The organism is Paracoccus sp. (in: a-proteobacteria), from assembly GCF_046289755.1.
In the GTDB taxonomy this organism is placed as follows: Bacteria; Pseudomonadota; Alphaproteobacteria; order Rhodobacterales; family Rhodobacteraceae; genus Paracoccus.
Map to the genome: position 1 here is coordinate 1 of NZ_JBKBVD010000039.1, position 18,924 is coordinate 18,924.

At 66.8% G+C, this 18,924-nt stretch carries 20 protein-coding genes; 9 read left to right on the forward strand and 11 right to left on the reverse strand.

All coding sequences use genetic code 11. From position 1 onward, the window contains the following. Window positions 1-195, forward strand: a 195-nt coding sequence (locus tag ACK41U_RS13905) for a hypothetical protein (RefSeq protein ID WP_409681294.1), incomplete at its 5' end; no start/stop codon positions are given. Between the two features lie 13 nt (window positions 196-208). Here the strand turns inward: ACK41U_RS13905 and ACK41U_RS13910 are convergent. From ACK41U_RS13910 to ACK41U_RS13925, 4 genes are all read right to left on the reverse strand, one after another. Then, window positions 209-829: a sulfite oxidase heme-binding subunit YedZ gene (locus ACK41U_RS13910; RefSeq protein ID WP_409681295.1), complete on the reverse strand. Its 621-nt coding sequence runs from the start codon at window positions 827-829 to the stop codon at window positions 209-211. Further along, window positions 829-1,743 carry a protein-methionine-sulfoxide reductase catalytic subunit MsrP gene (gene msrP / locus ACK41U_RS13915; protein ID WP_409681297.1) on the reverse strand — a complete coding sequence of 305 codons (915 nt, stop codon included), beginning with the start codon at window positions 1,741-1,743 and terminating at the stop codon, window positions 829-831. Before msrP ends, ACK41U_RS13910 begins: the two co-directional genes overlap by 1 nt. A gap of 130 nt (window positions 1,744-1,873) precedes the next feature. Next, window positions 1,874-3,910 carry a DNA helicase RecQ gene (recQ, locus tag ACK41U_RS13920; RefSeq protein ID WP_409681299.1) on the reverse strand — a complete coding sequence of 679 codons (2,037 nt, stop codon included), beginning with the start codon at window positions 3,908-3,910 and terminating at the stop codon, window positions 1,874-1,876. Beyond that, window positions 3,910-4,203, reverse strand: a complete 294-nt coding sequence (locus ACK41U_RS13925) for a YggT family protein (protein ID WP_409681301.1) — start codon at window positions 4,201-4,203, stop codon at window positions 3,910-3,912. The genes recQ and ACK41U_RS13925 overlap by 1 nt, the downstream gene beginning before the upstream one ends. 166 nt (window positions 4,204-4,369) lie before the next feature. Here ACK41U_RS13925 and ACK41U_RS13930 point away from each other — a divergent pair, with 166 nt between their 5' ends. The 5 genes from ACK41U_RS13930 to ACK41U_RS13950 all read left to right on the forward strand — a co-directional run bounded on the left by ACK41U_RS13930 (window position 4,370) and on the right by ACK41U_RS13950 (window position 8,774). Continuing rightward, complete coding sequence (locus tag ACK41U_RS13930; RefSeq protein WP_409681303.1) at window positions 4,370-4,936, forward strand: acyl-CoA thioesterase; 567 nt, start codon at window positions 4,370-4,372, stop codon at window positions 4,934-4,936. A gap of 44 nt (window positions 4,937-4,980) precedes the next feature. Continuing rightward, window positions 4,981-6,351: an MFS transporter gene (locus ACK41U_RS13935; RefSeq protein ID WP_409681305.1), complete on the forward strand. Its 1,371-nt coding sequence runs from the start codon at window positions 4,981-4,983 to the stop codon at window positions 6,349-6,351. Then, a complete protein-coding gene (gene mepA / locus ACK41U_RS13940; protein ID WP_409681307.1) occupies window positions 6,348-7,208 on the forward strand; it encodes a penicillin-insensitive murein endopeptidase in 861 nt (286 codons plus the stop codon). Before ACK41U_RS13935 ends, mepA begins: the two co-directional genes overlap by 4 nt. Continuing rightward, window positions 7,181-8,086: an esterase-like activity of phytase family protein gene (locus tag ACK41U_RS13945; RefSeq protein WP_409681309.1), complete on the forward strand. Its 906-nt coding sequence runs from the start codon at window positions 7,181-7,183 to the stop codon at window positions 8,084-8,086. Before mepA ends, ACK41U_RS13945 begins: the two co-directional genes overlap by 28 nt. 85 nt (window positions 8,087-8,171) lie before the next feature. Next, a complete protein-coding gene (locus tag ACK41U_RS13950) occupies window positions 8,172-8,774 on the forward strand; it encodes a queuosine precursor transporter (protein WP_409681311.1) in 603 nt (200 codons plus the stop codon). Between the two features lie 367 nt (window positions 8,775-9,141). Here the strand turns inward: ACK41U_RS13950 and ACK41U_RS13955 are convergent, their stop codons facing one another. After that, entirely contained in the window at window positions 9,142-10,323 is a 1,182-nt protein-coding gene (locus ACK41U_RS13955) for an acetyl-CoA C-acyltransferase family protein (RefSeq protein ID WP_409681313.1), read from the reverse strand. Window positions 10,324-10,493: 170 nt separating this feature from the next. Between ACK41U_RS13955 and ACK41U_RS13960 the strand changes: the two genes are divergently transcribed. Next, the gene (locus tag ACK41U_RS13960) at window positions 10,494-10,874 is read left to right on the forward strand and encodes a winged helix-turn-helix domain-containing protein (RefSeq protein ID WP_409681314.1); all 381 of its coding nucleotides are present in this window, start codon (window positions 10,494-10,496) and stop codon (window positions 10,872-10,874) included. A gap of 132 nt (window positions 10,875-11,006) precedes the next feature. After that, the gene (locus tag ACK41U_RS13965; RefSeq protein WP_409681357.1) at window positions 11,007-11,591 is read left to right on the forward strand and encodes a lytic transglycosylase; all 585 of its coding nucleotides are present in this window, start codon (window positions 11,007-11,009) and stop codon (window positions 11,589-11,591) included. Window positions 11,592-11,599: 8 nt separating this feature from the next. On the opposite strand, the gene ACK41U_RS13970 is transcribed toward ACK41U_RS13965, so the two are convergent. From ACK41U_RS13970 to ACK41U_RS13995, 6 genes are all read right to left on the reverse strand, one after another. Continuing rightward, entirely contained in the window at window positions 11,600-11,788 is a 189-nt protein-coding gene (locus tag ACK41U_RS13970; protein ID WP_409681316.1) for a hypothetical protein, read from the reverse strand. A gap of 67 nt (window positions 11,789-11,855) precedes the next feature. Further along, on the reverse strand, window positions 11,856-13,016 hold the full coding sequence (locus ACK41U_RS13975) for a TIGR03862 family flavoprotein (protein WP_409681358.1): 1,161 nt from the start codon (window positions 13,014-13,016) through the stop codon (window positions 11,856-11,858). A 47-nt stretch (window positions 13,017-13,063) separates the two neighbouring features. Then, window positions 13,064-14,092 (reverse strand): DNA polymerase III subunit delta, encoded by a 1,029-nt coding sequence (gene holA, locus ACK41U_RS13980; RefSeq protein ID WP_409681318.1) that lies wholly within the window; start codon window positions 14,090-14,092, stop codon window positions 13,064-13,066. Window positions 14,093-14,095: 3 nt separating this feature from the next. Then, window positions 14,096-14,587: an LPS assembly lipoprotein LptE gene (lptE, locus tag ACK41U_RS13985; protein ID WP_409681320.1), complete on the reverse strand. Its 492-nt coding sequence runs from the start codon at window positions 14,585-14,587 to the stop codon at window positions 14,096-14,098. Next, window positions 14,574-17,174 (reverse strand): leucine--tRNA ligase, encoded by a 2,601-nt coding sequence (leuS, locus tag ACK41U_RS13990; RefSeq protein ID WP_409681322.1) that lies wholly within the window; start codon window positions 17,172-17,174, stop codon window positions 14,574-14,576. The genes lptE and leuS overlap by 14 nt, the downstream gene beginning before the upstream one ends. Before the next feature lie 72 nt (window positions 17,175-17,246). Next, window positions 17,247-17,732, reverse strand: coding sequence for a DUF3576 domain-containing protein (locus ACK41U_RS13995; RefSeq protein ID WP_409681324.1), 486 nt, complete (start codon window positions 17,730-17,732; stop codon window positions 17,247-17,249). Between the two features lie 277 nt (window positions 17,733-18,009). Here ACK41U_RS13995 and ACK41U_RS14000 point away from each other — a divergent pair, with 277 nt between their 5' ends. Then, window positions 18,010-18,915 carry a porin gene (locus tag ACK41U_RS14000; protein WP_409681326.1) on the forward strand — a complete coding sequence of 302 codons (906 nt, stop codon included), beginning with the start codon at window positions 18,010-18,012 and terminating at the stop codon, window positions 18,913-18,915. Window positions 18,916-18,924: the final 9 nt, after the last annotated feature.

Sequence of the window (18,924 nt, forward strand, 5' to 3'; positions counted from 1 at the left end):
CGCCAATCTCTCGACGCCCCGTCCGGTCATCCATCCCAGAATTCTTCCCGATCCAACCGCACCGCAGCGCGTCTTCCCGGCCCCTCCAGCGTTCCCGCCTTCGGTGAAGCGGTATTTAGGCCGCAGCGTCGGGAGACGCAAGCGGGTTTTGCGAAAAAAATGTGTCAGTCGGTCAAAAATCAATCAAGCCATTGAATTAATTACGCCTTTAGACCCTGCGCGGTCTGGCCCAGCTCATCGGGCGCCGGATCACCAGCCGTAAGCCCAGCAAAATGAGGATGGTCACCACCCAGAAGATCGGCGTGATTTCATTGACGCGGATCGTCCACAGCCAGTGCAGAGCGCCAAGGATTGCTGCCGGATAGACCAGCTTGTGCAGGCGCCGCCATGCCTGCCCGCCCAGTTTCCGAATCGACAGGTTGTTCGAGGTGATGGCCAAGGGCAGCAGCAGCAGAAATGCCCCCATGCCGAACAGCAGATAGGGCCGCTTGATGATGTCGCGCCCCATCTGACCCCAGAGCAGCGCCATATCCAGCACCACCCATGTCAGCACGTGCAGGCCCACATAAGCGAAGCAGATGACGCCCAAAGCGCGGCGAAAGCGCATCAGCGAAATGCCGGTCAGCCGCAGCAGCGGCGTGACCGCCAGCCCGGCCACCAGAAAATACAGCGCCGTGCGGCCCAGCCGGTGCTCGACCTCCTGCACCGGATCGACGCCCAGACCGCCGGTGACAATGTCCCACAGCAGCAGGGCCGCTGGCAGGGCGCCGCCCAGCCATACCGCCCGGACCGGCAGGCGGCGCAGGGCGTCGTTCACCTGCCCCAGCATCAGTAATTCACCGACAGGTCCATGCCGGCATACATCGAGGCCACCTGATCGCCGTAACCGTTGAACATCAGCGTCTCTTGCCGGCCGCCGAACAGGCCCGCGCCGATGACGCGATGGGTCGCCTGGCTCCAGCGGGGGTGATCCACGGTCGGGTTCACATTCGCATAAAAGCCGTATTCGTTGGATTGCAGCTGCTTCCAGGTGTTCAGCGGCTCGCGGTCGGTCAGGGTGATCCGCACGATCGACTTGATCGACTTGAAGCCGTATTTCCACGGCACGACCAGCCGGATCGGCGCGCCGTTCTGGTTGGGCATCGGCTGATCGTACAGACCCGTCGCCAGAATCGTCAGCGGGTTCATCGCCTCGTCCAGCCGCAGCCCCTCGCGATAGGGCCAGTCCAGCGTGGCGCGACGCTGGCCGATCATCTCTTCCGGGCGGACGAGTGTTTCAAATTCGACATATTTTGCGCCGGGCTGCACGCCCACCTTGTTCAGCACCGAGGCCAGCGTCACCCCGATCCAGGGGATCACCATCGACCAGGCCTCGACACAGCGCAGGCGGTAGATGCGTTCTTCCAGCACGTTGTCGGGGGCCAGATCCTCGACGCCATATCTGCCGGGGCGCGCAACCAGCCCGCCGATCTCGACCGACCACGGGTCCGTGGTCAGCGCATGGGCGTGACGGGCCGGGTCTTCCTTGCCGGTGCCGAATTCATAAAAATTGTTGTAGTTGGTGATTTCTTCAAAGCTGTTGGGCGTCTCGTCGGTCGAGAAGGGCGAGGGCCGCCCGGTCAGCGCCTGCGCCGGGCGCCACGGCAGTGCCGCCACCGTCAGCGCGGCAGCACCCGCCGCCATCAGCTTGCGCCGGTTCAGCCAGAGCGGCTTGGGGGTCACATCGGCCCAGGTCAGTTTCATGCCATCCTCCATCGGTGGTCACCGCGATTCTAAACCAGATACGTATCGCAACGGACCAAGGTTACATCACGATCGTTTGAGGAGGGCGTTTGAGGAGGGCGATTGAGGCGGATGATTGATGAGGGGACTGTCAGTCGGTCGCGGCGATCTGTTCCAGAAAGGCAGGACCGAACCGGTCCAGCCGCGCCTCGTCCAGATGCCGGGCCAGCGCGTCCGGGCTGGCGGGGCGGGCCTCGGCGATGCGGCGCAGCTGCTGGGTCGAACAGCTCAGCGGCTTGCCGGTGCCGTCCTCGCCCCGGGTCAGACGCAGCTGCACCTCGGCCAGCCGGTCGAACAGCGCGCCCGAGGGGCGGCCCGCCAGTGCGCGCCGCGCCGGGTGCATGGCGGGCTGCGCGCCCGCGATCACCTCAAGAAAGGCCGTGCCATAGCTTTCCAGCTTGCGCGCGCCCACGCCGTTGATCTGCGCCATCTGGTCCAGATCGCGCGGCTTTTTCTCGGCCATCTCGATCAATGTCCGGTCAGGAAAGATGACATAGGCGGGCACGCGCCCGGCCTCGGCCAGCGCGCGGCGGCGGGCCTTCAGCGCCGACAGCAGCGGCTCATCCTCTTCGCTGACCTGGGTGCGCAGGACGGTGCCCGCCTTGGCCTTCAGCGTCACGTCCTGTCGCAGGGTCACCGGCACCTCGCCGCGCAGGACCGGATGCGCGGCCTCGGTCAGGTGCAGCGCGCCGTGGCGTTCTGGGTCGGGGCGGCACAGGTCCAGCCCCATCATCTGCCGGAAGATCGCCTGCCACTGGCCCCGGTTGTGATCGCGCCCCACGCCGAAGGTCGGCAGCCGGTCATGCCCCCGCTCGCGCACCTTGTCCGAGGTGGTGCCGGTCAGAATGTCGATCAGATGGCCGGCGCCGAACCATTCGCCGGTGCGCACCATCGCCGACAGCGCCTTGCGCACCGGCTGCGTCGCATCGAACAGGCGCGGCGGGTGCAGACAGATGTCGCAATTGCCGCAATCCTCGGCCCGTTCCTCGCCGAAATAGGCCAGCAGGCGGCGGCGGCGGCAGCCCGTCGCCTCGGCCAGACCCAGCAGCGCGTTCAGCCGCGCGTGATCGGCGGTCTTGCGGGCAGGCTCGGCCAGCCCCTCGTCGATCTGGGTGCGGCGCAGGCGGATGTCGTCGGACCCGTACAGCGTCAGCGTTTCGGCCGGATCGCCGTCGCGGCCCGCGCGACCGATCTCCTGATAGTAGCTTTCGATGGATTTGGGCAGATCGGCATGCAGTACCCAGCGGATGTCGGGCTTGTCGATGCCCATGCCGAAGGCCACCGTTGCCACCACGATCAGCCCGTCCTCGCGCTGAAACCGCCCCTCGACCTGACGGCGGGTCTCGGCTTCAAGGCCCGCGTGATAGGCAACCGCGCTGTGGCCCTCGTCGCGCAGGGCGGCGGCCAGCGATTCGGTGCGGGCGCGGGCGGCGCAATAGACGATGCCCGACTGCCCCCGGCGTGCGGCGCAAAAACTCAGCACCTGCTTGCGCGGACTGTCCTTGGGCTGAAAGGCCAGCCGCAGATTGGGCCGGTCGAAACCGCGCAGAAAGGTCACCGGCTCGGCGCCGTCGAAGAGGCGCGTGACGATCTCGGCCCGCGTTTCGGCATCCGCCGTCGCGGTGAAGGCCGACAGAGGCACCCCAAGCGTGCGCTTCAGATCACCGATGCGCAGGTAATCGGGGCGGAAGTCATGGCCCCACTGGCTGACGCAATGCGCCTCGTCCACGGCGATGGCGGTCACGCCCGCGCGGCGCAGCAGATTGACCGTCCCGCCCGAGGCCAGCCGTTCGGGCGCCATATACAGCACCTTCAGTCGCCCGTCCGTCAGCGCCTGAAACACCGCATCCGTCTCGGCATCGGTATTGCCGCTGGTCAGCGCCCCCGCCTCGACCCCCGCCTCGCGCAGGGCGCGGACCTGATCGCGCATCAGGGCGATCAGCGGCGAGATGACCACCGTCACCCCCTCGCGCATCAGCGCGGGCAGCTGGAAGCACAGCGATTTGCCGCCGCCCGTGGGCATGATCGCCAGCACGTCGCGGCCTGCGGCCACCGCCTCGACGATTTCCTGCTGGCCGGGGCGAAAGCCGCCGAAACCCCAGACCTGACGAAGAAGGTCCGTGGGCATCAGGCGCCGTAAAAGAAGGCCGCGTTATTCGCCAGAGCGCTGCGCGCGATAATGATCAGGATAAACAGCACCAGCGGCGCCAGATCCAGACCGCCCGTATTGGGCAGAATGCCCCGGATCGGCGCATAGATCGGCTCCAGCAGCCGGTTCAGGCCGTCCCAGATCTGCGCGACCAATGGCTGGCGCAGGTTCAGCACCTGAAAATTGATCAGCCAGGACATGATGATATGGACGATCATGACGAACCACATGATCTGCAGGATCAGTTGCAATGCTTGATAGAGCGTGACCATCCGCGTTCCTTGTCATCACTTGCCCGGCTTCGGCCCCTGTATGACCGCCCGATTCGTCCAGTGCAACCCGATGCGGCGCCGACCGCGCCCCCCTGCCGCCGCGTTCGGGTTGACGCCCGCGTGATCCCCGGCCACCCATGGGCCGAACAGCGAAAAGGGCCGCCCGATGTATCCTCTGATCCGTTTTGCCAAGGAGATGTTGAAATTTCGTAAAGCGCCGCGCCTTGGCCCGCTGGAGGCGCATGTCTCGACCCATCTCTGCTGGCCCTGGGATCTGGACCCGTGGTGGGAGCTGAACAACGGCCGCACCCTGACGCTGTTCGATCTGGGCCGCATCCCGCTGGCGCAGCGCACCGGGCTGATCCCGGTTCTGCGCGAACGCCAATGGGGGATCACCGTCGCGGGCAACTCGACCCGCTATCGCAAACGCATCCGCGCGTTCGACCGCTTTACCATGATCTCGCGCATGGTGGGCTGGGATCACCGCTTCGTCTATATGGAGCAGACGATGTGGAAAGGTGCCGAGTGCTGCAATCAGGTGCTGATCCGCTCGGCGGTCACATCGAAACAGGGGATCGTGCCGCCCGCCGAAGTGATGGCCGCGCTTGGCCACAGCCCCGACAGCCCGGCCCTGCCCGACTGGATCGCGGCATGGATTGCGGCCGATGCCGTCCGCCCCTGGCCCCCCGCCATTCCCGACAGTGCGAGACGGGACTTGCCAGCCCGGACCTAGCGCGGCCTTATGCGCCTGACGCGACGGGACAAAAGGGGGCGGGCATGAACCGCAAGCGGATCTGGGGCTGGTGGTTTTTCGATTGGGCCAGTCAGCCCTATCACACGCTGCTGCTGACGTTCATCTTTTCGATCTATTTCGCCGAGGTCGCCAAGCGCCATTTCATCGCCATGGGCGAGACCAGCACCATGGCGGGCGCGCAGGCGCAGGCGCTGTGGGGCTATGGGCTGGCGATCGCAGGCGTCATCATCGCGCTTCTGGCGCCGGTGCTGGGCGCGATTGCCGACAGTTCGGGTCGGCGGATGCCGTGGATCTGGTTCTTTTCCGGGCTCTATGTGATCGGCTCGACCGGGCTGTGGTATCTGATGCCCAGCCAGCCCGCGCTGGTTCAGGCGGTGGTGCTGTTCGGCATCGGCCTGATCGGGGTCGAGTTCGCGACCATTTTCACCAACGCCCAGCTGCCCGGCCTTGCCCCGCGCGAGGAGATCGGGCGCCTGTCGGGGTCGGGCTATGCCTTTGGCTATCTGGGCGGGGTCGTGGCGCTGGCGCTGATGCTGGCGCTGTTTGCCGAAACCCCAAGCGGGCGCACGCTGGCGGGCATTCCGCCGCTGTTCGGGCTGGACCCGGCCCTGCGCGAGGGCACCCGCTTTGTCGGGCCGTTCACGGCGATCTGGTATGTCGTCTTCATGGTGCCGTTCTTTCTGTGGGTGCGCGAGCCGCGCACAGCCCGTCGCCCGATCCGCGTGGGCGCGGCGCTGGCCGATCTGTGGACGCTGATCCGCAGCCTGCGGCACCGGCGCAGCCTGGCGGCGTGGCTGGCCTCGTCCATGTTCTCGCGCGATGCGCTGAACGCGCTTTACGGGTTCGGCGGCGTCTATGCGGGTACGGTGCTGGGCTGGCCGGTGTTTCTGGCGGGCGTGTTCGGCATCATCAGCGCCATCTCGGCGGCGATCATCAGCTGGCTGGGCGGGCGCGCCGACCGCCGGTTCGGGCCGCGCCACGTCATCATCGCCAGCATTCTGGCGCTGACGGCGGTCTGCACCTTGCTGATCGGGATGGACCGCACGACCGTCTTCGGCATCGCCACCCCCGAGCCGCTTCTGTTCGGGCTGCGCCTGCCCGACCTGATCTTTTTCGCCTGCGGGGCGGTGATCGGCGGCGCGGGCGGCGCCCTGCAGGCCGCCAGCCGCACCATGATGGTGCGCCACACGACCGAGGACCGCGCGACCGAGGGCTTTGGCCTCTATGCGCTGTCGGGCAAGGTCACGGCTTTTCTGGCGCCCTTCCTGATCGCGGTCACGACCGATATCAGCGGCAGCCAGCGCATCGGGTTTCTTCCGCTGATCGTGATCTTCCTGCTGGCGCTGTTCCTGCTACGGTGGGTCAACCCGGAAGGAGAGGGACAGACCCAATGAAAAAGATCCTGACCGCCGCCGCCCTGATGATGGGGCTGGCCCTGCCCGCCGCCGCCGATCCGCTGGCCAAGGATGTGTTCGGCGCCTTCCGCACCCCCTCGCAGGGGCCTGCGGTGGCGATCGGCTATTACTCGCAGGGTTGCGCGCAGGGCATGGTGCAGATGCCCGACAGCGGGCCCAGCTGGCAGTCGATGCGCCTGTCGCGCGACCGGCACTGGGGCCATCCGGTGATGATCGACTTTCTGACCGGCCTGTCGCGCGCGGCGCAGCAGGCGGGCTGGCAGGGCCTTTATATCGGCGACATCAGCCAGCCGCGCGGCGGGCCGATGACCTCGGGCCATGCCAGCCACCAGATCGGGCTGGATGCCGATATCTGGATGCTGCCGCCCGCCTCGCTTGGCCTGTCGCGACAGCAGCGCGAGAACATCTCGTCGGTCTCGGTCGTCGCGGGCAACGGGCTGGGCCTGTCGCAACACTGGAACACCGGGCATTTCCAGATCATGCGCGCCGCCGCCCGTGATGCCCGCGTCGAACGCATCCTGGTCGATCCGGTGGCCAAGGTCGCCATGTGCCAGATGGAGACGGGCGACCGGTCCTGGCTGCGCAAGGTCCGCCCGATCAACAGCCATGATCACCATTTCCACGTGCGGCTGTCCTGTCCGCAGGGCTCGATCTGCCGCAGGCAGGACCCGCCGCCCGCAGGCGATGGCTGCGCCGAGGCGCAGGAATGGATCAACAACCGCGCCAACCCGTCGCGCGCGCCTGCCGCGCCCGCCGATCCCGATTACCGCCATCCCCGCACCTACCGATTGAGTGAGCTGCCCCAACAATGCAATATCGTCGCCAACTCGCCCTGATCATTGCGCTGCTGGCCGGTCCCGCCGGGGCCGAGCCGGTGGCGCAGCATCTTGCCACCTATGTCTGGCGGGATGACGATCCGAATTTCGGCGGCTTTTCGGGAATAGAGATCAGCGAGGACGGCAGCAGCTTTCACGCGCTGACCGATCGCGCCCGTCTGTTCCGCGGCACCATCCGGCGCGACGCCGCAGGCGCCATCACGGCGCTGCAGATCGAGGATCGCGCGCATCTGCGCGACCGGCAGGGCAAGCCCCTGCCCCCCGGCCATCTGGGCGACAGCGAGGGGATCGCGATTGCGCCGGACGGGCGGATCTGGGTCAGCTTCGAGGGGCTGCACCGGGTGGTGGGCTATGACGATCCGCATGGCCCCGCCGACCCCTTGCCCCATCCGCCCAAACTGCCGGGCATGTCCGGCAATGCCGGTCTGGAGGCGCTGGCTCTGGACACCGATGGCAGGTTGATTGCGGTACCCGAGCGCTCGGCCGATAACACCACGCCATTTCAGGTGCTGGTGTTCGAGAATGGCGCATGGACCACGCCAATGCAGATCCGTCGCGACGGGCGCTGGCTGCCGGTGGGCGCGGATTTCGGCCCCGACGGGCGGTTCTATCTGCTGGAGCGGGACTTTCTGGGGCCGCTCGGCTTCCGCTCGCGTGTGCGCAGCATGGTGCTGGAGGATGACGGCCCGCAGGACGAGCATATCCTGATCCGAAGCCTGCCGATGCAATATGACAATCTCGAAGGGCTCTCGGTCTGGGGCAGCCCCGATGATATCCGCATCTCGATGATTTCGGATGACAACTTCATGTTCTTTCAGCGCACCGAGCTGGTCGAGTACCGCCTGATCGACAGCGCCCGGCAGGCCGCAGGCAATTGACAGGGGCAGCCGCGGGGGCGTAAGGCGCCGCTGTCCCGCGCTGGCGGGGCCGAGTTCTCCGCCACCTTGTAAAACGGACCCCCGCATGACCCGCTTTCTGCCCGGCATCCTTGCCATGGCCGCCATTGTCGTGGCCTCGAACATCCTTGTGCAATTCGTCATCGGCGACTGGCTGACCTGGGGTGCCTTCACCTATCCGCTGGCCTTTCTGGTCACCGATGTGATGAACCGCGTCTATGGCCCCGGCCCGGCGCGCCGCGTCGTGCTGGCGGGCTTTGTCACCGGCGTTGCCTGCTCGCTGATCGCCGCCGGGTTCGGCACCACGACCCTGCGCATCGCCATCGCCTCGGGGACGGCCTTTCTGGTGGCGCAACTGCTGGACGTGGCAATCTTTGACGCGCTGCGCGGCGGGCGCTGGTGGCGGGCGCCACTGGCCTCGACCGTGATCGGATCGGCGGTGGATACGGCGCTGTTCTTCGGCATCGCCTTCTCGGCGGCCCTGCCCGCCGACGGCAATACCGGATGGGCGAACGAGGCCGTTCCGCTTCTTGGCTACGGGCCGGTCACTGCGCTGTGGGTTTCATTGGCAACTGCCGACTGGCTGGTCAAACTGTGTCTGGCCATACTGGCTCTTGTACCCTTCAGGATAGTTGTCCGCAAATTGTTGCGATCTGAAACACAATGCTAATTGACTGTTAGGTTTTCTGTGGCACGCTGGACTTCTAACGGCAAACTTTTGAAAGGAGGTGGTCCAGTGTCGAGAGTGATATTGGAGAGAGGTGTCGGAACAGTCAGGGGGGCCGTGACCTGAGGGCAACCCCAAGGGTCGTAAACCCTGATTGGGACCGGACGGGCGTCTTCCATCCCTAACCGGACCATCTCCGTGGAACTCGCGGGCCGTCTGATCTGGACGGCCCGTTTTCCCCGTAGGCCGGCGCTCCACGCGCCGGCTTTCGTATTCGGGGCATATGGGCAGAGGCCGGTCTGAACCGCATCGCTTCCACAGCAAACGCCCGGCCTGACCAGCAGACCGGGCGCAGGACGTGCCGGGGCCGTTACAGCCGCTCGATCGCGATGGCGATGCCCTGCCCGCCGCCGATGCACATGGTGATCAGACCAAGCCGCCCGCCGGTCCGCTCCAGCTCGGCCAGCGCCTTGATGGTCAGGATCGCCCCGGTCGCGCCGACCGGATGGCCAAGCGCAATGGCACCGCCATTGGGGTTCACCCTGGCCGGGTCCAGACCCAGCCCACGAGTCACCGCCAAAGCCTGCGCGGCAAAGGCTTCGTTCGATTCGATGACATCGAAATCGCCCGCCTTCAGCCCGGTCCGGGCCAGCAGCTGCTGCACGGCAGGGATCGGCCCGATCCCCATCACCTCGGGGCGCACGCCCGCCAGCGCATAGCCCAGCACCCGCGCGCGCGGCGTCAGCCCGGCCGCCCGCGCCGCCTCGCCCCGCGCCAGAACCAGCGCCGCCGCCCCGTCATTGATGCCGCTGGCATTGCCCGCCGTGACGCTGCCGCCCTTCTGGAACACCGCCCTCAATGCGCCCAGCTTGTCCAGCGTGGTCTCTTTCGGATGCTCGTCGGTGTCGAAGGCCACGATCCCCTTGCGCGACTTGATCTCGACCGGCACGATCTGGTCGCGGAAATGCCCGGCCGCAATCGCCGCCGCCGCCCGGCGCTGCGATTCCAGTGCGAAAGCGTCCTGATCCTCGCGGCTGATGTCATGCTCGGCGGCGACATTCTCGGCCGTCACCCCCATATGGCCGGTGCCCATCGGACAGGTCAGCGCGCCGGTCATCATGTCCAGCATCGCCTGATCGCCCATCTTGGCGCCAAACCGGGCCGAGGGCACGCTATAGGGCGACCGGCTCATGCATTCGGCCCCGCCCGCAATGGCGAAATCCGCATCGCCCAGCAACAGCGACTGCGTGGCCGAGACGATGGCCTGCGCACCCGAGCCGCACAGGCGGTTCACGTTCATCGCGGGCACCGTATGCGGAACGCCCGCATTCAGCATCGCCACGCGGGCAAGATACATGTCGCGCGGCTCGGTATTGATGACATGGCCGAACACCACCTGCCCGATCTGATCGGGGCCAATGCCCGCACGCTCCAGCGCGGCGCGGGTGACGGTGGTGGCCAGATCAATGGGCGGCACAGCGGCAAGGCTGCCGCCAAAGCCGCCGATGGCAGTGCGGGCGCCGGACAGAATCACGATTTCGGATGCAGACATAACGATCCCCCTCTTGGATTGCGTCAGCATAGGCGCGCGGACCTGCACTGCAAGCATTGCGGTCTGTGCCGTCACGGCATCGGCTCGCCAGACAATATGCGCCACCAAATTGCAGCCCCGGGCACCACCCGGTATGCTGCGGATGAATAACGACACAATGCGAGGCCCCGATGTCCCCGACGCCACCCCGGCTGCGCATCAAACTGCGACTGGAATACGACAGCCCCCTGATTCTGGGTCCGGGCAAGGCCGAACTGCTGGCGCGGATCGGGCGGCTGGGGTCAATCTCGGCTGCGGCCCGCGAGATGGGCATGAGCTATAAGCGCGCCTGGACGCTGGTCGAGGAAATGAACATCGCCTTTGCCGATCCGGTGATCGACAGCGCGCGGGGCGGCGCGGGCGGCGGCGGGGCGCGGGTGACCGAAACCGGGCAGAAGGTGCTGCACCATTACCGCGCGCTGGAATCGCTACTGCTCGAGGCTGGCGCGGAGAATCTGCACGCGCTGAATGACCTTCTGCGGCCAGACACCACGAAAAACACCCCGACCTGACTCTCCGGAGCCATGGGCAATGCTTCGCCCAGTGGGGGCGACGCACCGTCGCAACCCGGCTTTGTGATTTCAAACCCGCGTGTTTTCCCGTAAGAATGCCTGAAAATGACCCAAGAGCAGTACGAGGGCAGGATGAACAGGCTATTAAAGCTCGCAATCGTCGGGCTTGTCGCCTCTTGCGGGGGCGGCGGCAATTTCAGCGCGCCACGCCAGTTGAACGACGCCTGTGCGATCACCTCGGAACGCCCGGCCTATCTGCGCGCGATGCGGCAGACCGAACGCAAATGGGGCGTGCCGGTGCATGTGCAGATGGCGACGATGTATCAGGAATCCAAATTCATCGGCGACGCCCGCACACCGCATCAATACGCGCTTGGCGTCATCCCGGTCGGCCGCCAGAGCAGCGCCTTCGGCTATTCGCAGGCCCTCGATGCGACCTGGGAAGAGTATCAGAATTCGGACGGAAACCGGCGCGCCCGGCGTGACAATATCCGCGATGCGACCGATTTCATGGGCTGGTACATGCATGGCAGCCAGCAGCGCCTTGGTCTGTCCAAACATGATGCGATGCGGCAGTATCTGGCCTATCACGAAGGGCGCGGCGGCTATGCCCGCGGCAGCCATAACAGCAAGCCATGGCTGATGCGCGTGGCAGCGCAGGTCGGCCAGCGATCCGAGATGTATCGCCAGCAACTGATCGCCTGCCGCCGCGCCTGAGACCCCCGTCAGGGGGCCGGCTGCGATGCGCCCGGTTGCGGCGCCTCCCCGGCGGGCAGAGGTGCGGCGCGGCGCCCGATGCGCTCGGCCAGCCGATGGGAATCAGCGGCCAGCGCTTCGCGCAGCCCCGAGGTCAGGACAAGCCGCTCGATCAGCGCATGCAGGCCCGGCGTAATGGGTGAAATCTGATGTGCCACGGAAACCTCATTTGCAAAAGGTCTCCTCCCGCGCCCATCATGCAGGCAGCAGGGCGGTCCGCCAAGATCAACCCCGCCCGCCCACGACCTTGGTCTGATCCAGCCGCGCCGCCGCCGCGCGCCCCGCCAGCCGCCCCGTCGCCAGACAGCCGGTCAGCAGATAGCCCCCGGTCGGCGCCTCCCAGTCCAGCATTTCACCGGCGGCAAAGACCCCCGGCAGGGCTCTCAGTTCCAGTTCCGGCGTCAGATCCGCGCCGACAATGCCACCCGCAGACGAGATCGCCCGCGCCAGCCCCATCGGCCCGTCATGGCGCAACGGCAGCGCCTTGGCGCGTGCAGCCCAGAATGCGGCATCCGCATCGCCGGGCAGCGGCCGCCCCCATTCCAGCAGCAGCGCGACCTTGACCGGATCGCCCAGAACCCGCCGCAGCCAGTTGCCCAGACTCAGCCGCCCGCGCGGGCGCCGGAATCGCCCCGCCAGCGCCGCCAGATCCAGATCGGGCGCCAGATCCACCTCTGCCGTCGCGCCATCGCGGATCGCCGCCGACAGCGCATAGATCCCGCCGCCCTCGACCCCGGCGCGCGAGATCACCCATTCGCCGCGGCTGACCGCGCCCCCGGCACGAACCGCGACCCCCTTGACCGCAGCCCCGAACTGCCGCGCCATGGCCGCTGACCACGACACATGCAGCCCCATATTCGCAGGCCGGAACGGCGCCACCCCGACCCCGGCGCCCCGCAGCGCATCAACCCATAGGCCATCAGATCCCAGCCTCGGCCAGCTGGCCCCGCCAAGCGCCAGCACCGCCACCCGCGGCGCGATCACCCGCACCCCGTCGGGCGTCGCGAACCGGAACCCGTCGTCCAGCCCGACCCACCGCCACCGGGTCCGCAACCCGACCCCACCCGCCGCCAGCCGCGCCAGCCAGGCCCGCAGCAGCGGCGAGGCTTTCATCCCCACCGGAAACACCCGCCCCGTCGATCCGGCAAACAGCGCCACCCCCAACCCCTCGGCCCAGGACATGACCTCCGCCGGGCCAAACGCGGCTTCTTCTTCACAAAAATATCCATTTCCACCGCTGAAACTGCGCCAGAACGCCTCCGGAGGCTCATCCTTCGTCAGGTTCAGCCCCGACTTCCCGGCCATCAGGAACTTGCGCGCAACCGAGGGCATCGCCTCGGCCACCACCACCCGCCGCCCCGGCGCCATCAGCGCCTCGGCGGCCATCAGCCCGGCAGGCCCGGCGCCGATCACCAGCGCGTCAGCAGTTTCCCTCACCGCCGCCCCCGCGGCCGCATGACCAGCCGCAGCAGCGCGCGTTCCACCAGCGGCATCTGCGGCGCGCGGGTCGAGGATCGCAGAACCATATCCGTGGCCAGCAGCGCGTGAACCGCCTCTTCCAGCGGCCCCACGCCCCAGGCCTGCGCCTGCCGCGCCATCCGGTCCCGCCGTGGCCCGAAGACCGGAGGCCGCGCGCGCGCCAGCGCCACCCCCGGCCCCGCCGGATCGGCGGCGGCCAGATGCAGCGCCCGGAAATGGCGCAGGGCGGCGATGCAGATGGTGACCGGCGCCAGCCCCTGCCCCGCGATCCGCCGCATCAGCGCGCCGAAATCGGCCTCGCGCCGTTCGGCGACGGTATGGATCAGCTCGTCCAGATCCGCCTCGATGGTCGCGGGCGCCAGCAGCGCGATCTCCTCCGGTGTCAGCCCCGAGGGATCGCCATGCTTGTACAGCCCGATCTTCTCGATCGTCTGGCGCAGATCGCCGGGGTCCAGCGCGCGGGCCAGCACCATCATCTCGCGCATGGCATCGCGCGGCACCTCGGCCAGACCCGCATCCGCCAGCCAGCGCATAATCTCATCCTCGCCGGGCGGGTCGTCATAAATGGGCGCGCAGACCGCCTGCCCATGCGTCTCGAACAGGCGGCGCAGCGCCGATGACTTGGACAGCGCCCCCGCCGCGACGACGATCACCGCATCACCCGCCCGCCAGCCCTCCAGCCCGGCGCGCACGGCATCGGCGGCACTGTCGGGCGCGTCATCGACCAGCACCACGCGCGGCCCCGGAAAAAACCCTACCTCGCGCACCGCGTCGACCAGCTGGGCGGGGTCCTTCTTCAGTCCCGCACCGCCCATGCGGGTCAGGCGCATCTCTTCATCGGCCTTTTCGCCGACCAGCGCCCGCACGGCTTCGGCGCGTTTCAGCGCCACCCGCATCGCATCCTGCCCATAGATCAGCAGCCCCGGCCGCGAGGGGTCGGGGCGGGCCAGATAGCGCGCGATCTCGGCCCCTTTCAGCAGCATGGGCTAGTCCGGCAGGCTGGTTGCGGCGGCCAGCAGCCGCGTGACCACCTGATCGGCCAGCATCAGGCCCAGCCGCTGGCGGGCATCCCCCTCGGCGGTCAGGGTGGAAATCGTCGTGCCGGTCGTGGAATACGAGGTAAAGCTGCTGACCCGCCCCTGCGTCACCACCGCGCCCCCCGGCCCGGTCAGCGCGAAATCGGCGGTGCCGTTCAGCGAATAGCGGGTCGTCACCTCATCCGGCGTGATGGCCTGCGCCACCACGCCGACGCTGATGCGATAGTCCAGATCATAGACCGCCGCCTCATCCGGGCCCAGCCGCTCGGCCAGCCGGCGGTTGAAGACAAAGTCGATGGGCGTGTCGGGGTCGCGCGGGCGCACCCGCCCGAACAGCTTTCCGCCGCCGCCGCCCGGCCCATAGACCGGCTGCAAGCCGCAGCCCGCCAGCGCCAGAAGCCCCAGCAGAACCGCGCGGCGGGTCAGCTTATGCGACGACATTGACGATCCGCCCCGGCACCACGATCAGCTTTTTCGGCGCAGCACCTTCCAGGAACCGCTGCACCGTCTCATCGGCCAGCACCAGCGCCTCGATCTGCGCCTTGTCCATCTTCTTGGGCACGGTGATCTCGGCCCGGCGCTTGCCGTTGATCTGAATGGGCAGGGTGACGCTGTCATCCTCCAGCAGGGCGGGGTCGGCCCTGGGCCAGCCCGCATCCACGACCATCCCCTGCCCGCCCGAGGCCGCCCAGACCTCTTCGGCCAGATGCGGCACCATCGGCGCCATCAGCTGCGCCATGATCCGCAGCACCGCCCGCCGCGCCTCGCCGCCTGCGGGCGATTTGCCGACCGCATTGGCCAGCTCGTACAGCTTGGCCACGGCCTTGTTAAAGGCGAACCCCTCGATGGCCTTTGTCACATCGGCAATGGCGCGATGCGCGGCCCGCGTCAGATCGGGATCGTCACCCCCCGCCTCGGGCGCCTCCTCCGCCAGCCGGAACACGCGCGAGAGAAACTTGAACGCCGCCTCGGCCCCCGCCGCCGTCCATTCCACATCGCGCTCGGGCGGGCTGTCCGACAGCATGAACCAGCGTGCAGTGTCGGCGCCAAAGCTGTCCACGATGTTCACCGGATCAACGACGTTCTTCTTGGATTTCGACATCTTTGCCGAGGGGATGACCGTAAGCGGCACACCAGTAGCTTTTTCGAAAGCGCCTTTATCAGTTCGCACCACTTCCTCAGGAAAATAGTAACGCGTCCTTTTTACTTCCTTTGGTTGTGCAAGAAGTTCATCGCCGACTTGGATAACTGTGGCGACCTCTTCGAATGAGTAAATCTCGTGCGTCACCATCCCTTGCGTGAACAGCGCATCGAACGGCTCTTTCGCCGCCTCGGGCAGGTGGCCGGTCTTCACCATCGCTCGGGCGAAGAACCGCGAATAGAGCAGGTGCAGGATCGCATGCTCGATGCCGCCGATATATTGATCGACATTCATCCAGTAATCCGCATCAGCGCGGTTGGTCGGCGTGTCCGCCCCAGGCGAGGTGAACCGCGCATAATACCATGAGCTGTCCACGAACGTGTCCATCGTGTCGGTTTCGCGCCGCGCGGCGCCACCACATTTCGGGCACACCGCCTGCCGCCATGAGGGATGCCGGTCCAGCGGGTTGCCGGGCACGTCAAATGTCACGTCCTGCGGCAGCAGCACCGGCAGGTTGGCCTTGGCCTCGGGGACCGTGCCACAGGTGTCGCAATGCACGACCGGGATCGGGCAACCCCAATAGCGCTGGCGCGAAATACCCCAGTCGCGCAGGCGGAATTTCGTGACGCCCTCGCCCCAGCCCTGCGCCTCGGCATGGGTGATGGCAGCGGCGACGGCGGCCTCGCCGGTCTGATCCGCCGCACCGGCAAAGCCGCGCACATAGCTCACCGGCTCGGATTTCATCGGCACATAGGGGGCGGCGGCCACCAGAGCATCGGCCTGCGCCTGATCCATCCCCGGCTGCCCGAAGGTCGCGCGGATCGGCAATCCGTATTTCGTGGCAAATTCGTGGTCGCGTTCGTCATGCGCCGGGCTGCCAAAGATCGCGCCGGTGCCATAATCCATCAGCACGAAATTCGCGATCCAGATGGGCAGCTGCCAATCGGGGTCCAGCGGATGGCGCACCGTCAGCCCGGTGTCGAAACCCAGCTTGGGCGCGGTCTCGATCGCCTCTTCGGTGGTGCCGATCTTGCGGCATTCCTCGATGAAACCGGCGATCTCGGGGCGCGCGGCCAGTTCCTTGACCAGCGGATGATCAGGCGACAGGGCGACGAAGCTGGCGCCCATCAGCGTGTCGGGGCGGGTCGTATAGACCTCGATCGCCTCATGCCCCGAAGGCGCATCGACGGTGGCAAAGCTGAACTGCAACCCGCGCGACTTGCCAATCCAGTTGGCCTGCATCAGCCGCACCTTTTCGGGCCAGCCTTTCAGCCCGTCCAGCGCCTCAAGCAATTCGTCGGAATAATCCGAGATACGGAAGAACCACTGCGTCAGCTCGCGCCGCTCCACCGCCGCGCCCGACCGCCAGCCCTTGCCGTCGATCACCTGCTCATTGGCCAGCACGGTCATGTCGACCGGATCCCAGTTCACCTGCGCCGATTTGCGGGTAATCAGGCCCGCCTCCAGCATATCCAGAAACAGCGCCTGCTGCTGGGCGACATAGGCATCGTCGCAGGTGGCGAATTCACGGCTCCAGTCGATGGACAGGCCAAGCGGCTTCAGCTGGTCGCGCATGGTGGCGATATTGGCATAGGTCCAGTCGCGGGGATGGCCGCCCTGTTCCATCGCGGCATTCTCGGCGGGCATGCCGAAGGCGTCCCAGCCCATCGGGTGCAGCACGCTGAACCCCTGCGCGCGTTTGAACCGCGCCACCACGTCGCCCATCGTATAGTTGCGCACATGGCCCATATGGATGCGCCCCGACGGATAGGGAAACATCTCCAGCACGTAATATTTAGGCCGTTCGTCGCGGATGGCGGTAAAGCTGCCGGCCTCGTCCCAGGCTGCCCGCCAGCGGGATTCGATTATCGCGGGATCATAGGGCATGTCGGACCTCGGGCATCATTCGTTGCCCGCCGGGTTTATACGCGCCGCAGGTGCGGGTCCAGAGGCGCGCCCCTAAAGGCGTCCGTCGCGCAGGCGCAGCTGGCGGGCGCGGGTCAGGATCGCATCCTCGACCGCGCGCACGGTGCCCGGCTCGACCGCGCTGCCACCCGCGCCTTGCAGCGACAGCCGCAGGCTGCGCGCGTCCAGCGCCGGGTCGCTGATCTGAACCGTGGCGCGATAGGACCGCCCCCCGCCCGGAGGCGTGCCATATCCGGTCTGGATCACGCCCGTGAACGGGTCGATGGCCTGAACCGGCAGGAAATTCAGCACTTCAAGGCTGGCATTCCACAGATACTTGTTCACCCCGACCGTCGCGTTCGGATTCTCGCTGTTCGTGAACAGATCCTGAATGCGGGTCGAGCGGCCCCCCTGACGCATATCGGGTTCGGTCAGTGCGTTCGCGGTCGCGTCCGCATTGCTGAGGGGGTTGCCACAGGCGGCAAGCCCCGCGCAAAGCGTGGCAGCGATCATCAGGCGCACGGCGCGTGCTTGTTTCATGCCATCCCCCGGCTTTTTCCTTGCGCCAGCATTAGCCCGGAACCGCGTCCCGAAACAAGCGCCTTGCCCAAAGCTGCCAGACCGGGACGGCGTCAGGCCTGCGCCGCGCAGCAGGCGCTGGTTGCACAGGTGTGGCCCTTGTGCATCACAGAAATGGGCAAAGAAAACAGCGCAACGGTGATTCCGTTGCATCACAAGTTCGAAAGAGTGAAACAAACGTCATACCCAGGGCGGGACCGCCGGCTTGGGCACCAGAGAGACAAGAGGGAACACCACCATGAAAAAGGCACTTATCGCCTCAACCGCGCTGGTTCTGTCCGCCGGTATCGCCGCAGCCGATGTGAAACTGTCGGGCATGGCCCGCACCGGTGTCGACTATGTTGAAGGCCGCGACCAGGCAGCACGCATCAGCTCGCGCGTTCGTCTGAACGTTCTGGGCACCGCCTCGACCGACCAAGGCGTGGACTTTGGTGCTCGCCTGCGTCTGCAGTGGGACCAAGGCGATGCCGCTCTCGAGCGTGGCGCGCCGGGCCAGATCTATGTGACCGCCAGCGGCCTGACCGTTTCGGTCGGCAACATCACCCCGGCCTATGACGGCGTCGGCCTGGCTGGCGGCTCGGAAATCGGCTACCTGGGCCGTTCGTTCGGCAACCGTGCCGGCGGCTTCTACGGCTACGAGTCGAAAACCTACGGTGATGACAACAACCGTCTCGGTATCGGCGCTGTCTACTCGGTCGACACGCTGACCGCGCGCTTCTCGTATGTTGACTCCGACCAGACCACCAACGATGGCTCGGAAGAGATCAGCGTCTCGGTCGACTACGGCTGGAACGACATCAAGCTGGCTGCCGCTGCTGTGCGCGACGCTGGCGGCACCGACGGCAACGACCAGTACTTCCTGGGCGCTTACTACACGCTGCCGGGCACCTCGAACGGTGCTGGCCTGAACTGGATGGACAACAACACCAGCAAGACCTTCGTCCTGTATGGTAACTACGAAGTTGCTCCGCTGGCCACCCTGACCGCCTATGTCGCGAACAACGACGCTGACGGCAACGAGAGCGATTGGGCTCTGGGCGTCGGCGGCGCATACGATCTGGGCGGCGCGACGCTGGCCACCGCGATCCACCGCAACTACGCTGAGAACATCGTCGCCGACTTCGGCGTCAAGTTCGACTTCTGATCCAACGAT

Coding starts and splice junctions, on each gene's coding strand:
- ACK41U_RS13930 (WP_409681303.1), top strand. CDS start 4,370: ATGTATCCTCTGATCCGTTTTGCCAAGGAGATGTTGAAATTTCGTAAA.
- ACK41U_RS13925 (WP_409681301.1), bottom strand. CDS start 4,203: ATGGTCACGCTCTATCAAGCATTGCAACTGATCCTGCAGATCATGTGG.
- ACK41U_RS13995 (WP_409681324.1), bottom strand. CDS start 17,732: ATGAAACAAGCACGCGCCGTGCGCCTGATGATCGCTGCCACGCTTTGC.
- ACK41U_RS13955 (WP_409681313.1), bottom strand. CDS start 10,323: ATGTCTGCATCCGAAATCGTGATTCTGTCCGGCGCCCGCACTGCCATC.
- ACK41U_RS13910 (WP_409681295.1), bottom strand. CDS start 829: ATGCTGGGGCAGGTGAACGACGCCCTGCGCCGCCTGCCGGTCCGGGCG.
- ACK41U_RS13975 (WP_409681358.1), bottom strand. CDS start 13,016: ATGGCCGCCGAGGCGCTGATGGCGCCGGGGCGGCGGGTGGTGGTGGCC.
- holA (WP_409681318.1), bottom strand. CDS start 14,092: ATGCTGCTGAAAGGGGCCGAGATCGCGCGCTATCTGGCCCGCCCCGAC.
- msrP (WP_409681297.1), bottom strand. CDS start 1,743: ATGAAACTGACCTGGGCCGATGTGACCCCCAAGCCGCTCTGGCTGAAC.
- recQ (WP_409681299.1), bottom strand. CDS start 3,910: ATGCCCACGGACCTTCTTCGTCAGGTCTGGGGTTTCGGCGGCTTTCGC.
- ACK41U_RS13945 (WP_409681309.1), top strand. CDS start 7,181: ATGCAATATCGTCGCCAACTCGCCCTGATCATTGCGCTGCTGGCCGGT.
- ACK41U_RS13950 (WP_409681311.1), top strand. CDS start 8,172: ATGACCCGCTTTCTGCCCGGCATCCTTGCCATGGCCGCCATTGTCGTG.
- leuS (WP_409681322.1), bottom strand. CDS start 17,174: ATGCCCTATGATCCCGCGATAATCGAATCCCGCTGGCGGGCAGCCTGG.
- ACK41U_RS13965 (WP_409681357.1), top strand. CDS start 11,007: ATGAACAGGCTATTAAAGCTCGCAATCGTCGGGCTTGTCGCCTCTTGC.
- mepA (WP_409681307.1), top strand. CDS start 6,348: ATGAAAAAGATCCTGACCGCCGCCGCCCTGATGATGGGGCTGGCCCTG.
- ACK41U_RS13935 (WP_409681305.1), top strand. CDS start 4,981: ATGAACCGCAAGCGGATCTGGGGCTGGTGGTTTTTCGATTGGGCCAGT.
- lptE (WP_409681320.1), bottom strand. CDS start 14,587: ATGTCGTCGCATAAGCTGACCCGCCGCGCGGTTCTGCTGGGGCTTCTG.
- ACK41U_RS14000 (WP_409681326.1), top strand. CDS start 18,010: ATGAAAAAGGCACTTATCGCCTCAACCGCGCTGGTTCTGTCCGCCGGT.
- ACK41U_RS13960 (WP_409681314.1), top strand. CDS start 10,494: ATGTCCCCGACGCCACCCCGGCTGCGCATCAAACTGCGACTGGAATAC.